This is a genomic window from Allobosea sp. GW821-FHT10B12 (assembly GCF_059415545.1).
Window position 1 is genome coordinate 902,173 of record NZ_JBWKNL010000003.1, and the last position, 12,509, is coordinate 914,681.

Sequence of the window (12,509 nt, forward strand, 5' to 3'; positions counted from 1 at the left end):
GCAGCCACCTGCGCCCCCTAGTATCGCGTGACCGCCCCGAACCACCCGGCAGCGCGACGATGACTCGCTACCCCATGTTCAGCCCGCAGCTGCTGCAAAGCTTCGTCGCAGTCTGTGACAGCATGAGCTTCACCCGTGCCGCCGAGCGGGTCTCTCTGTCGCAATCGACCGTCAGCCAGCAGGTCCGCCGGCTTGAGGAGATGCTCGGCAAGCCGCTGTTCGAACGCAATCCGCACCAGGTGCAGTTGACCGAGGAAGGCGGCCGGCTCCTGAGCTATGCAAGGCGCATCCTCGCTCTGCATGAGGAAGCCCATGACGCGCTGACCGGCTTCTGGCGCGACGGCGTGCTCAGGCTCGGCATGCCCGAGGACTTCACCGTGCCGACCGCCGGCCTGCTGGCGCAGTTCAGCCTGGCGGAGCCACATCTGCGCCTCGACGTGACCAGCGGCCTCAGCGCCGATCTCTACAGCGCCTATGAGCGCGAGGAGCTCGACCTGATCCTGGTCAAGCAGCGCCGCCGCCAGCCGCCGCGCGCCGCAAGACCCGAGCCGCTGCTCTGGCTCGACAGCCTCGCCCACCCCGCGATCGAGCGCGCGCCGGTGCCGCTGGCGGTGTTTCCGCTGAACGGGCTCTACCGCGAGGAGCTGTGCGAGACCCTGGACAGCCTCGGCATACGCTGGCGGGTCAGCTACGCCAGTACGAGCCTGGCTGCGCTCACCGCGGCCTCCGCCGCCGGGCTCGGCCTGACCCTGCTTCCCGCAAGCTGCCGGCAGCAGGGCCACCGCGTGCTTGGAACCGCGGAGGGCTTGCCCGAGGTGACCGGCTTCGAGCTGGCGCTCTACTACCGCGACAATGCCCCGGACGCGACCACGACCCTCGCCGGGGAGCTGGCCGCCTTCTGCGGCCTCCAGCAATAGTGTGATCTCTGCCGCCGATCCTTGGCTATCGGCTTGAACGCGTTGATCATTGCCGAATCGAATGATCATCATGGGCAAAGATCGCTGCCAATGCCCGTAAGCGTCCCGTAGATCGGAGCCACAAGCTCACATTAGATCGGGGAAACACCATGGGCAGCGCGCAGCACCAGAGCCGCAGGGGCTTTCTCATGCAGACCGGCCAGCTCACCACCTCGGCGGCGATCATCGGCCTGGCCGGTGGCAGCGCTGAAGCGGCTCCAAGCAAGACCGGCAGGGACGATGCCAAGACCGGCATCACCACACTGACCGACCGCCACTACTATCTCGGTAATGTCCGGCTCGAAGATGGCTTCGACTATGACGGCGAGATCGTGGTCGGCACCCGCACTAGGCTCTATACGCTCGAGATCAAGGACGGGAAGATCGCCGCTTTGCATCCCGCAGGCGCCGCCCTCTCCGCCACACTGCCGCGTTACAACGCCGACGGCCAGCTGATGCTGCCGGCGATGCGCGACATGCACATCCACCTCGACAAGACCTTCTATGGCGGCCCCTGGCAGGCGCCGCGCCCACGCCAGGGCAAGACGATCATGGACATGATCGCGCTGGAGGAGAAGCTGATCCCGACGCTGCTGCCGACCTCGCAGGAGCGCGCCGAAGGCCTGATCGCCCTGCTGCAGTCGAAGGGCACGACCACCGCCCGCAGCCATTGCAACATCGACCCGGTCAGCGGCCTGAAGAGCCTGGAGCACCTGCTGCTCGCGCTCGATAAGCATCGCAACGACTTCTCCTGCGAGATCGTCGCCTTCCCGCAGCACGGCCTGCTGCACTCCAAGGTCGACGGGCTGATGCGCGAAGCCATGAAGATGGGCGTGCAATATGTCGGGGGGCTCGATCCGACCAATGTCGACAAGGCGATGGAGAAATCACTCGACGCGATGTTCCAGATCGCGCTCGACACCGGCAAGGGCGTCGACATCCACCTGCACGAGACCGGCCCGTCAGGCGCCGCCGCCGTCACCTATATGATCGACACGGTCGAAAAGAACCCGGCCTTGCGCGGCAAGGTGACGATCAGCCACGGCTTCGCGCTGGCGACGATGGCGCCCGGCCTTCAGGCCGAGACGATCCAGCGCCTCGCAGCCCAGAAGATGACGATCGCCTCGACCGTGCCGCTCGGCGCCCTGACGATGCCGCTGCCGCAACTACAGGACAAGGGTGTCTTCGTGATGACCGGCACCGACAGCGTCATCGACCACTGGTCGCCCTTTGGCAGCGGCGACATGTTGGAGCGGTCCTATTTCTACGCGCAGGTCTATCGGAATTCCGACGAGTTCCGTCTGTCGCGCTCGCTCGCCATCGCGACCGGCGGCGTCCTGCCGCTCGACGACGAGGGCAAGCGCGCCTGGCCCAAGGTCGGCGACGATGCCGGCTTCACTCTGGTCGGCGCCAGCTGCTCGGCCGAGGCAGTGGCGCGCGTGCCAGCGCGCAGCGCCACCTTCCATCAGGGGCGTATGGTTTACGGCAGCGTCGGCAAGGCCTGACGCTCATAGAGTCGAGACCATTTTTTCGGCGCGCCCGGGTCGCGGGCGCGCCACGCCTATTCCTGCTCAGCCCTTGAGCTTGGCGTTGCACTGGCTCCAGTAGCCGCCGCCCTTCTCGATCCATTTCAGCTCGCCATTGGCGTTGGCGGCCTTGTTGGCGTTGTACTGGTCGGCGCAGGTCTTGAGGCGCGCCCTGCCGGCGGTCTCATCAGAATATTTCGGCGCGACGACCCGCGGGAACACTGCGGCCTTGGCCTTGCCGGCGGGCTTTGCCGGGGTCGCCGCCGCCGGCTTGGCCGCCGTGGTCGCGGCCGGCGTCGCCGCCGGGGCTGGAGCATCCGTCACCGCCGCCGCCGCATCGTTCTCCGAGGCATCGTCATCGGCGCAGTTGGCTTTGCGGAAATCGTTCCACTTCTGGCCCTTCAGCGTGTTCGCCTTCTTGGCGTCCTGATACTTGGCGCTGCACTCTTTCATGGTCAGGGCCGAGGCCGGGGCGCCGGCTAAACCCATGGTCATCAGAGCGAGGGCGGTGGAGAACAGAAGCGTCTTCATGAGCAGTCTCCCTGGGCGATGAGTCGAGCTCGCCGCGGCGAGCTTAACCAACGATGCGAATCTCTGCCATCGCCCTGCGGCAACTTCTGGGCTAGTCAGCGGATTCGATAGCCAGTCACCACAAAGGACATTTTGATGAAGGTTGCCGCTTATCTCGCCTTGCCCGTTGTGGCTTTCAGCCTGGCTGCCTGCACGACCTTGGAGCAGCGCGTCAGCGGCGCCGCCGTCGGCGCTGGGACCGGAGCAGTCGTCGCCGGGCCGGTCGGGGCGGTTGTCGGCGGGGCTGCCGGTGCGGTCAGCGCTCCGTCGGTCGTGCGGGCCACGCGTCGCGCCTCGCGCTAATCCATCCGGCGGCGGAACTCAGCCGCCGTTGCTTCGTTTCGATCCTGAAGCTTTCGAGCCACGGAGTCGAACGATGGACAACGACAAGCGCCTGCCGCCGGACGTCCCTCCCAGCGAAGATGCGGAGATCGACCGCGCGACGGGCAGCGTCACCGCCCGCGCTGCGGATCTTGCCAATCGCACAGCGGAAACCGTCAGGGACGGCTACGGCCGGGCCAAGGAAAAGCTCGCTGAGCTCGATCCGCTGCGCGATGCCGGCCGCTATGCCCAGGAAACCGGCGAGGCGGCGGTCGAGACGGTCGAGCGCCATCCGCTCGCGGCCTTCGCGGTGGGTGCGCTCAGCGTCGGCCTGATCGCCTGGGCGATGACGCCCCGCCGTTCGAGCTGGCAGCCCGATACCTCGGGCTGGAGTCGGATGCTGCGCGACTATGGCGACCAGGCGCTGCGCGCCGGGCGCGATCTGGTCGGCAGCGGCCGCGAACAGATCGATCGCAGCCGGGATTATGCAGCCCGCGGGCAGGACTATCTCGACATGGGTCGCGACTATGCCCGCGAGGGCGGTCAGATGCTGATGAAGCGCAGCGAACGCGAGCCGCTTGCCGCCGTGGTCGGCGTCGGCCTCGCGCTCTACGTCATCGGCTCGCTGTTGAGCAGCGGCAGCCAGCCGCAGCCAGCCGCGAAACGCAGAGCCAAGCGGTAATTGCTCAGCCTCGGCGCGACGCCTTCTCGGCTTGACGAGCGGCCTGCTTCTCGGCCTCGCCGGCGCGCACCAGGCTCTTGATCGTCAGGGGGCGCCTGCCTGACTTCTCGGCGATGATGCGATCCTGCTCCTGGATCGCATCCAGAGCCGGTTCGTCACCGTCGATCCCGCCGAGCAGTTCGCTCGGCACGCGACGGTTGGAGCTGCGGGAGCCGTCCTCGTAGAATACGTCGAACAGCACGAAGGAAGCCTCGAGCGGCTTTGATTTCTTGCGGGCCATGGTTCGATCCTGTCGGTTGGGCGATCCATCCAGCAGCGGCGCCCAGGGCGGGCCGAAGGGATCGCGGGGCCGCGGAGCGGCGACTGAAAGCGGTGAGCGCGACGTAGACCCGTCGCGCCGTCAAGGCAAGTGAAGCGTCGTCCGGGGCAATCTTCCGGTTATCGCAAGCTCAGCGTCTCGACGATCTGCGAGTCGAGGACGAGATCGTCGCTGGCTCCCATCAGCCACAGCTCGGCAGCTGTGAAGCGCAGGATCGGCCTGTCCCACCAGCGCTCGACGAGGCTCGCGAGCGCTGCCGCCTCAGCAACGTCGAGATCGTCGTTCAGGTTCCAGATGCCGACCACATAGAGATCGCTGGTCGGCCGCCCGAGCGCACGCTGAAGCAGGTGGAGGGTATTCTGCCCGTCGCGACGCTCCGGATAGAGCCTGAGATACAGCCGGCCGCGATTGACGTTTCCCGAGAACAGGCCGCGCAGCTCCAGCGCGATCGGCCCGATGCGCGACAGGGCCTCACGTGCGGCCGGATCGATGGTTGGCAGCGTACCGATCGACAGCGAACCGCAAACCGTCGCGTGAAGCTTGGCCTGCCGCCGTACGACGATGTCCCAGGCGATCTTGCCCGCGAACGGAGCATCGCGCAGCTCCTGTTCCAGCTCCTGGTAAGCTGGCGCCTCAGCCAGATCCCGTGTCGGCGCCACCAGCGAATAGATCGGCGGATGCCGGCCGTTCTCGTAGTGCGTTCCGTCCTTGCGCGCGATCACCTTGGGGTGCCCCGGGTCGATCAGCGGCAGATGCGCCAGGCGATAGCCGTCGTCGAGCGTCATGCCGGCGCCGGCGACGAAAGCCGTGCGGCTGCGGAGATAGGCGAGATCCTCGTCGCCGATCAGTTCGATCCCGGCCGCCTCGCTCACGCCTTCAGCATCCACTCATGCGCGGGATCGTTGTGGAACTTCCAGACTCGCTTCGGCCCGGCCATGACGTTGAGATAATAGAGCTCGTAGCCATGCGGCGCGCCGACCGGGTGATAGCCCCTCGGCACCAGCACGACATCGCCATCCGCGAACGCCATGGTCTCGTCGAGCGAGCGGTCGTCGGTGTAGACGCGCTGGAAGCCGAAGCCCTGCGGCGGGTTGAGGCGGTGGTAATAAGTCTCCTCCAGCAACGATTCCACCGGCAGATTGTCCTGATCGTGCTTGTGCGGTGGGTAGCTCGACCAGCAGCCCGATGGCGTGATCACCTCGACGACGAGCAGCCCGTCAGCGGCTTCAGTCTCCGGCAGGATGTTGCGGACATGACGGGTGTTGCTGCCCTCCCCGCGTGTCAGCGAGCCGACATCGTTCGGGCCGATGATGCGGGCCGGCCGTGCCCCCGCCGTGCCCGGCGCCGAGCAGATCGCGAGCTCGCACGGCCCTTGCGCCGTGACGCTCCAGTTCGAGCCCGCAGGCACGTAGAGCGACCAGGGATCGGGCTCGAAGGGCGAGGCCCGCCCGCCGATCACACCGAAATCCTTGTCTCCGGTGCTGGCTGCGACCTTGCCCGAGAGCAGGACGAGACAATGTTCGCGGTCGCCCGTCTCGCGCGAAAGGCTCTGCCCGGCGGCGAGCTTGTGCACGGCGAAGCCGACATGCTCCCAGCCGGCCGTCTCGGGCGTGACCTCGTGGATGCGCCCCTCGGCATCGGGCGCCTGCGGCTTGACCAGCAGCTTCGACATGACCGCTCCGGGCTCAGGCGAGCCCGGCCTCCTTCAGGCTCTGCTTGAGATGGGCGACGCCCTTCTTGGCATAGGTCAGCGGATGCGCCTTCTCGGGATCCTGCTCGGCCTCGACCACGACCCAGCCGGAATAGCCCGGCAGCGCCTTGAACACGGCGGGGTAGTCGACCATGCCGTCGCCCGGCACGGTGTAGACTCCGAGTTCCCGGCCCTTGCCGAGGATGGCGTCGAGGAAGCTCCAATCCTCGCTGCGTGCCTGCTCCATCACGCCCTTGCGCACGTCCTTGGCGTGGACATGGCTGATGCGGGCGCGGTAGCGCTGCGCGAGCTTGGCCGGATCGGCCCCGCCCCAGGTCGCATGGCCGGTGTCGAGCAGGAGATGCACCGCCTCGCCGGTCGCCGCCATGAAGGCGTCGATATCGGCCTCGCTCTCGACGATCGTGCCCATATGGTGGTGGTAGACCAGCCTGACGCCCTCGGCGAGCGTCTGTTCCGCCACCTGGGTCACGCGCCGGCCGAACTCGGCCCAATCCTCACCAGCCATCACCGGCCGCTGCGACAAGGGCTTGCTGCGGTCGCCATGGATCGCATTCGAAGTCTCGGCGAAGACCAGCACGGTCGAGCCCATCGCCTTGAGCAGGTCGAGATGGGGCCGCAGGCGTCGCAGCTCTGCATCCGCATCACGCTTCAGCAACTCGGCCGAATACCAGCCGGAGATGCAGGCCATCCCGAACGGATCGAGCGCCGCCGTCAGCGCCTTCGGCTCGCGCGGGAACTTGTGGCCGAGCTCCATGCCGACGAAGCCGGCTTCGCGGGCCTCGGCCAGGCAGGTTTCGAGCGGTGTCGCGCCGCCGATGTCCTGGAGATCGTCATTCGACCAGCCGATGGGGTTGGCGCCGATGCGGATAGGCATGTCGTCCTCTTTGATCAGTTGTCGCGCGCGGCGAGCGCGCCGTCATAGCGCTTGCGCGCCGCCTTGACCTCGTCGCGCACCGAAACCTCGGGCACCGCAACCTCCCACCAATGCCCGCCGGCATCGGTCGAGATCAGCGGGTCGGTATCGATGACGATGACGCTGGTGCGGTCATGACCGCGGGCTTCACCGAGCGCGCTTTCCAACTCCGCCAGACCGGCGACCTTGCGCGAGATCGCCCCCATCGAACCGGCATGCGCGGCGAAGTCGATCTCCGGCAGCACCTCGTGACGGGCATCGCGCAGCAGGTTGTTGAAAGAGGCGCCGCCGGTCGCGTTCTGCAGACGGTTGATGCAGCCGAAGCCGCGATTGTCGAGCACGACGATGGTGAGCTTGATGCCGAGCATCACCGAGGTCGCGATCTCCGAGTTCATCATCAGATAGGAGCCGTCGCCGACCATGACGAAGACCTCGCGGGCGGGATCCGCCAGCTTGGCCCCGAGGCCGCCGGCAATCTCGTAGCCCATGCAGGAATAGCCGTATTCCATATGATAGCCGCCGGGCGCGCCCGCCTGCCAGAGCTTGTGCAATTCGCCCGGCAGGCCGCCGGCGGCGCAGAGCACGACATCGCTCGCCCGGCTCTGTCGCTGCACCGCGCCGATCACCTGCGCATCGCTCGGCAGCGCCTGGTTGCCCATGGCAGTGTAGCGCGCGGCGGTTTCGAGCCAGGCGTCGCGCGAGGCCTGCACTTGCGCACTCCAGCCTGCCGGAGCCTTCCAGCCCGCCAATGCGATCTCGAGCTCGGCAAGGCCGGCCTTGGCATCGCCCAACAACGGCTGCGCTCTATGCTTGCCGGCGTCGAAGGCTTGCGTGTTCAGCCCGATAATCCTGCACTCCGGATCGGCGAAGAGCGCCCGCGAGCCGGTGGTGAAATCCTGCAGGCGCGTGCCGACCGCGAGCACGACATCGGCCGTCTTCGCCGCCTCATTCGCAGCACCGGTCCCGGTGACGCCGATCGCGCCGAGATTGAGCGGATGGTCGTGCGGCAAGGCGCTCTTGCCGGCTTGCGTCTCCGCGCTCGGGATGCCGTGCGCCAGGCAGAAGCGGGCGAGCTCGCCCTCGGCCTCGCTGTAGAGCGTGCCGCCACCAGCGACGACCAGCGGCCGCTTCGCCGCTTTCAGCAGCGCGACCGCCTGCGCCAGCTCCTGCTCGTCCGGCCGCGTCCGGCGCGGCTGCCAGATCCGCTCGGCGAAGAAGCTCTCGGGATAGTCGAAAGCCTCGGTCTGCACGTCCTGGCACAGCGCCAGCGTCACCGGCCCGCATTCCGATGGATCGGTCAGCACCTGCATCGCCCGCTCGAAGGCCGGGATCAATTGCTCCGGCCGGGTGATCCGGTCGAAATAGCGCGAGACAGGCCTGAAGCAGTCATTGGCCGAGACGGTGCCGTCGCCAAAGTCCTCGATCTGCTGCAGCACCGGGTCGGGCCGGCGCCCGGCGAAGACATCGCCCGGCAGCAGCAGCAGCGGCAGGCGGTTGACATGCGCGACCGCGGCGGCCGTCACCATATTGGTCGCGCCCGGCCCGATCGAGCTCGTCACCGCCATCATCCGGCGCCGGCGCGAGGCCTTGGCGAAGGCGATCGCCGAGTGCGCCATCGCCTGCTCGTTATGGGCCCGCAATGTCGGCAGGATGTCGCGGGCGCCATGCAGCGCCTCGCCGAGGCCGGCGACATTGCCGTGGCCGAAGATCGCCCAGACGCCAGCGAAGATTGGCAGCGTCCGGCCGCCGACGACCGTCTTCTGCGCCGCCATCGCCGCCACCAGCGCCTGCGCCATGGTGAGCCGTACAGTGCTCATCGCCTATCTCCTCAGCGCCCTTGCCAAGCGTCGACCAGCCGGCCGAAGCGCTCGGCCATCATCGCGGTCGCGGCCTCGTCGTCGAGCGTGCCGGCAAGCCAGCCGCGCGCCGCCTCGCCGAAGATGCTGCGCCCGACCGCGAAACCCTTCACCGTGTTCGCAGTCTGCGCCAGCCGGAACGCCGCCTCCAGCTCCGGCAGCGGCGCATCGAGCCCGAGCAGCACGACGCCGCGGCAATAGGGGTCGTTCTGCGCGATCGCGGCATCGATCGCGGCCCAGGCTGCCGCGCTCGGCTGCGCTTCCAGCTTCCACCAGTCCGGTTTGATGCCGATCGCGTAGAGCCGGCGCATCACGCTCGCCATGGTGTCGTCACTGAGCGGCCCGTTCTTCGAGCAGATGATCTCGACCAGCAGCTCGCGACCGACCTGCCGGCAGGCAAGCGCCACCCGCTTCAAGGTCGCTTCCTGCTCGGCCTTCAGCGCCGCGTCGTCATCGGGGTGATAGAAGGCCAGCACCTTGGCGACATGGTCGACCGGCCACTCGTTCAGTGCCGCACCGAGCGAGCCATCCGCATCGGTCTCGAGGCGCAGCGGCCGCGAGCCCGGCACCTCCAATGGCCGCGCCACCCAGAAGCCGTGATCGCCGGCGCGGAACAGCGCCTCGCGGCCGTGGCGTCCGTCGAGCAGCATGCCGAAGCCGTCGGCGCCCTTGGCGATCCGCGCCGCGGCATCGACGGCGAGCCGCTTGAAGGCCGCGATGCGCTCGTGCGGCACGCCGGCCTCGTCGGCCATCGCCTCGATCTGGGAACGATGGTCGATGGCGAGCGCCATCAATGTCGCCGCCTGCGGCCGGCGCGTCGTCGCCCAATGGACATGGTTGATCGCCACGTCATGGCGCAGCGCCCGGTGCGGCGAGCCATGCTTCAGGAAGAATTGCAGCTCTGCAAAGGTCGGGCTCTCCGGCGAGCAGAGCAAGCGCGAGACGGCGAAGGCGCCGCAGGCATTGGCCCAGGTGCAGCAGGTCTCGATCGGCTCGTCGCTGAGATAGCCGCGCAGGAAGCCGGACATGAAGGCGTCGCCGGCGCCCAGGACATTGTAGACCTCGACCGGGAAGCCCGGCCCCTTGATGCCATCCTCGATCGAAGCGGGGATGGCGCCCGGAAACACCACGCAGCCCATCGGCCCGCGCTTGCAGACGATCGTCGCCTTGCTCAGCGCGCGGATATTGCGGATCGCGGCGAGCGTGTCCTCCGAGCCACCGGCGGCGTGCAATTCCTCCTCGGTACCAACGATCAGGTCGCAGTCCGGTAGGATCGCCTGCAGATGCTGGGTGACGCTGTCCGAGCGGATATAGCGCTCTTCGCCGGCGGCATGCCCGGCGAGCCCCCAGAGGTTGGGCCGGTAGTCGACATCGAACACGACCTTGCGGCCATGCTTGCGGGCGAGTGCGATCGCCTTGCGCTGCGCCTTGGCGGCGTTGGGAATGGCGAAATGCGTGCCGGTGACCACCACCGCCTTGGCCGAGGCGATGAAGGCCTCGTCGATCTCGCTTTCGTCCAGCGCCGCATCGGCACAATCGGTGCGGTAGAAGATCAGCGGAAAGGTCTTCTCGTCGCGTACGCCGAGGATGACCAGCGAGGTCAGGCGCTTGGGATCGACGACCACGCCCTTGGTCTCGACGCCCTCGCGCTGCAGCTGCTCCAGGATGAAGCGGCCCATCTGCTCGTCGCCGACGCGGGTGATCACCGCCGATTTCAGGCCGAGCCGGGCGGTGCCGATCGCGATATTGGTCGGGCAGCCGCCGACCGCCTTGGAGAACGAGGCCATGTCCTCCAGCCGGCCGCCGATCTGCTGGCCGTAGAGGTCGACGGAGGAGCGGCCGATCGAGATCAGGTCGAGCACGGGTTCAGGCATCGGGACGGGCTTTCTCTGCGGTGCCGACGGCGAGCGTCATGGCGAGCGCGAAGGTGGCCGACATCGAGCGGAAGGCGCCGTAATCGGCTTCCTCGACCTCGAGCCACAGGGAACAATGCTGGGCGAGCGGGCTGAGCGCGCTGTCGGTGATCGCAATCACCGGGATGCCCTTGCCATGGGCCTGTGCCGCGATTCCAACCGTCGCCGGCGTATAGGGTGCGCAGCTGACGGCGATGACGACGTCGCCCTTGCGCGCGATCGCCGCCTGCTCGGGGCCGAGCGCGGCGATATTGTCGACCAGCACGGCACGGATGCCGAGCTTGCCGAAGGCATAGGCGAGATAGGACACGACCGCGAACATCCGGCGCGCCCCGACCAGGATGATCGTCTGCGCCCCGGCGAGCAGGTCCGTCGCCTTGTCAATGTCGCGATATCTGACGGTCGTCTGCAGTCGCGCCAGCGAGCTGCGGCTGGCCTCGACGAAGCCGTCGAGCAGCACCTGCGCCATGTTCGGCCCGGCCGCGCCTTCGTCGCGCAGTGCCGCCAGCCGCTCGCGATAATCCGGGAATTGCTGGCGCAGCCGCGAGCGGAAGAGCTGCTGCAATTCGCTGAAGCCGGAATAGTCGAGCGCCTGGGCAAAGCGCACCAGGGTCGAGGCCTGCACGCCGGCCTGCTGCGCCACCTGTGCGGCGGTGCTGAGCGCCATGTCGTCGGGATTGGCGAGCGCGTAATCGGCGACCTGCCGCAGCCGTTTCGGCAGGTTCGGCCCACGCTCGCGCAGCAAGGCGACGAAGCCGTCGAAATCGTCTTTTGGCGTTTCCTGCTGCACTGGCGATGTCATCGGGAACAGGGGCTCTCGCGGCCTTGACTTGCGCTGGCAGAGAATGGAATGTTTGTTCCATTAGTCAAGCGCAATAAAAATAATGTGCCATTATGACAGTGGCACTGCCCGGGAGAACTGAGGGTGCCTGAGCCAATCGACTTCCGCCGCGAGCTCGACGGCAAGGTCGCCATCGTCACCGGTGGCAGCCAGGGCCTGGGCGAGGCGATCGCCCGCGAATTCGCCGCCCGTGACGCTACCGGCCTCGTGCTGACCGGCCGCAATCGCGAGCGTGGCGAAAAGGTCGCCAACAGCCTGAAGGCTGCCGGCTGTAACGCCCTTTTCCACGCCGCCGACCTCGCCGATCTCGACGCCGTCCGCGGAATCATCCCGGCCGCCGAGCAAGCTTTCGGCCGGCTCGACATCCTCGTCAACGCCGCCGGCGACACCGACCGCGGCACGATCTTCGACACGAGTCCTGAACTCTACGCACGCATCATGGCGGTCAACCTGACCGCGCCCTTCTTCCTGATCCAGGACGCCGCGACGCTGATGCGCAAGCACGGTATCCGGGGCTCCATCGTCAACATCCAGTCGATGTCGGCCCATGGCGGCCAGCCCTTCCTGTCCGCCTACAGCGTCTCGAAAGGCGCGCTGGCAACGCTGACCAGGAACGCTGCCTACGGCCTCCTCGCCGACCGCATCCGCGTCAACGGCCTCAATATCGGCTGGATGGCGACGCCGGGCGAGGACGCGATCATGCGCCTGCGCCATGATGCGCAGGATGGCTGGCTGGAGAAGGCTGAGGCCGGTCGCCCCTTCGGCCGCCTGATCGATCCGCGCGAGGTCGCCAAGGCCGTCGCCTATCTGGCGTCATCCGAATCGGGGTTGATGACCGGCGCCAATATCGATTTCGACCAGACCATTCTCGGCGCGCACGACTGAGGCGCCGGAGCACTCT

Annotated in this window: 13 protein-coding genes; 5 read left to right on the forward strand and 8 right to left on the reverse strand. The window is 67.5% G+C overall.

What is annotated here, in order from left to right:
* Positions 1-59 precede the first annotated feature (59 nt).
* Positions 60-917: a LysR family transcriptional regulator gene (locus tag AC07O0_RS14385; protein WP_494624097.1), complete on the forward strand. Its 858-nt coding sequence runs from the start codon at positions 60-62 to the stop codon at positions 915-917.
* A 188-nt stretch (positions 918-1,105) separates the two neighbouring features.
* Positions 1,106-2,461, forward strand: a complete 1,356-nt coding sequence (locus AC07O0_RS14390) for an amidohydrolase family protein (protein ID WP_494624099.1) — start codon at positions 1,106-1,108, stop codon at positions 2,459-2,461.
* A gap of 66 nt (positions 2,462-2,527) precedes the next feature.
* Here the strand turns inward: AC07O0_RS14390 and AC07O0_RS14395 are convergent, their stop codons facing one another.
* Positions 2,528-3,013, reverse strand: a complete 486-nt coding sequence (locus tag AC07O0_RS14395) for a hypothetical protein (RefSeq protein WP_494624101.1) — start codon at positions 3,011-3,013, stop codon at positions 2,528-2,530.
* A gap of 135 nt (positions 3,014-3,148) precedes the next feature.
* On the opposite strand from AC07O0_RS14395, the gene AC07O0_RS14400 reads away from it, so the two are divergent.
* Both AC07O0_RS14400 and AC07O0_RS14405 read left to right on the forward strand, forming a co-directional pair.
* Positions 3,149-3,355, forward strand: coding sequence for a hypothetical protein (locus AC07O0_RS14400; RefSeq protein WP_494624103.1), 207 nt, complete (start codon positions 3,149-3,151; stop codon positions 3,353-3,355).
* Between the two features lie 73 nt (positions 3,356-3,428).
* The gene (locus AC07O0_RS14405; RefSeq protein WP_494624105.1) at positions 3,429-4,055 is read left to right on the forward strand and encodes a hypothetical protein; all 627 of its coding nucleotides are present in this window, start codon (positions 3,429-3,431) and stop codon (positions 4,053-4,055) included.
* 4 nt (positions 4,056-4,059) lie between these two features.
* Here the strand turns inward: AC07O0_RS14405 and AC07O0_RS14410 are convergent, their stop codons facing one another.
* From AC07O0_RS14410 to AC07O0_RS14440, 7 genes are all read right to left on the reverse strand, one after another.
* A complete protein-coding gene (locus AC07O0_RS14410; protein WP_494624107.1) occupies positions 4,060-4,335 on the reverse strand; it encodes a hypothetical protein in 276 nt (91 codons plus the stop codon).
* 158 nt (positions 4,336-4,493) lie between these two features.
* Positions 4,494-5,246, reverse strand: a complete 753-nt coding sequence (locus AC07O0_RS14415; protein ID WP_494624109.1) for a hypothetical protein — start codon at positions 5,244-5,246, stop codon at positions 4,494-4,496.
* Complete coding sequence (iolB, locus tag AC07O0_RS14420) at positions 5,243-6,046, reverse strand: 5-deoxy-glucuronate isomerase (protein WP_494624111.1); 804 nt, start codon at positions 6,044-6,046, stop codon at positions 5,243-5,245. Before iolB ends, AC07O0_RS14415 begins: the two co-directional genes overlap by 4 nt.
* Before the next feature lie 13 nt (positions 6,047-6,059).
* The gene (gene iolE / locus AC07O0_RS14425; protein WP_494624113.1) at positions 6,060-6,959 is read right to left on the reverse strand and encodes a myo-inosose-2 dehydratase; all 900 of its coding nucleotides are present in this window, start codon (positions 6,957-6,959) and stop codon (positions 6,060-6,062) included.
* Between the two features lie 14 nt (positions 6,960-6,973).
* Positions 6,974-8,815, reverse strand: coding sequence for a 3D-(3,5/4)-trihydroxycyclohexane-1,2-dione acylhydrolase (decyclizing) (iolD, locus tag AC07O0_RS14430; protein ID WP_494624115.1), 1,842 nt, complete (start codon positions 8,813-8,815; stop codon positions 6,974-6,976).
* A gap of 11 nt (positions 8,816-8,826) precedes the next feature.
* A complete protein-coding gene (locus AC07O0_RS14435) occupies positions 8,827-10,728 on the reverse strand; it encodes a bifunctional 5-dehydro-2-deoxygluconokinase/5-dehydro-2-deoxyphosphogluconate aldolase (protein ID WP_494624117.1) in 1,902 nt (633 codons plus the stop codon).
* Positions 10,721-11,569, reverse strand: a complete 849-nt coding sequence (locus AC07O0_RS14440) for a MurR/RpiR family transcriptional regulator (RefSeq protein WP_494624119.1) — start codon at positions 11,567-11,569, stop codon at positions 10,721-10,723. The genes AC07O0_RS14435 and AC07O0_RS14440 overlap by 8 nt, the downstream gene beginning before the upstream one ends.
* Positions 11,570-11,692: 123 nt before the next feature.
* On the opposite strand from AC07O0_RS14440, the gene AC07O0_RS14445 reads away from it, so the two are divergent.
* A complete protein-coding gene (locus AC07O0_RS14445) occupies positions 11,693-12,493 on the forward strand; it encodes an SDR family oxidoreductase (RefSeq protein ID WP_494624121.1) in 801 nt (266 codons plus the stop codon).
* Positions 12,494-12,509 lie beyond the last annotated feature (16 nt).

What these genes read in the sequence shown, in the direction of transcription:
- AC07O0_RS14385 (WP_494624097.1), top strand. Translation starts at nt 60, where the DNA reads ATGACTCGCTACCCCATGTTCAGCCCGCAGCTGCTGCAAAGCTTCGTC.
- AC07O0_RS14390 (WP_494624099.1), top strand. Translation starts at nt 1,106, where the DNA reads ATGCAGACCGGCCAGCTCACCACCTCGGCGGCGATCATCGGCCTGGCC.
- AC07O0_RS14395 (WP_494624101.1), bottom strand. Translation starts at nt 3,013, where the DNA reads ATGAAGACGCTTCTGTTCTCCACCGCCCTCGCTCTGATGACCATGGGT.
- AC07O0_RS14400 (WP_494624103.1), top strand. Translation starts at nt 3,149, where the DNA reads ATGAAGGTTGCCGCTTATCTCGCCTTGCCCGTTGTGGCTTTCAGCCTG.
- AC07O0_RS14405 (WP_494624105.1), top strand. Translation starts at nt 3,429, where the DNA reads ATGGACAACGACAAGCGCCTGCCGCCGGACGTCCCTCCCAGCGAAGAT.
- AC07O0_RS14410 (WP_494624107.1), bottom strand. Translation starts at nt 4,335, where the DNA reads ATGGCCCGCAAGAAATCAAAGCCGCTCGAGGCTTCCTTCGTGCTGTTC.
- iolB (WP_494624111.1), bottom strand. Translation starts at nt 6,046, where the DNA reads ATGTCGAAGCTGCTGGTCAAGCCGCAGGCGCCCGATGCCGAGGGGCGC.
- iolE (WP_494624113.1), bottom strand. Translation starts at nt 6,959, where the DNA reads ATGCCTATCCGCATCGGCGCCAACCCCATCGGCTGGTCGAATGACGAT.
- iolD (WP_494624115.1), bottom strand. Translation starts at nt 8,815, where the DNA reads ATGAGCACTGTACGGCTCACCATGGCGCAGGCGCTGGTGGCGGCGATG.
- AC07O0_RS14435 (WP_494624117.1), bottom strand. Translation starts at nt 10,728, where the DNA reads ATGCCTGAACCCGTGCTCGACCTGATCTCGATCGGCCGCTCCTCCGTC.
- AC07O0_RS14440 (WP_494624119.1), bottom strand. Translation starts at nt 11,569, where the DNA reads ATGACATCGCCAGTGCAGCAGGAAACGCCAAAAGACGATTTCGACGGC.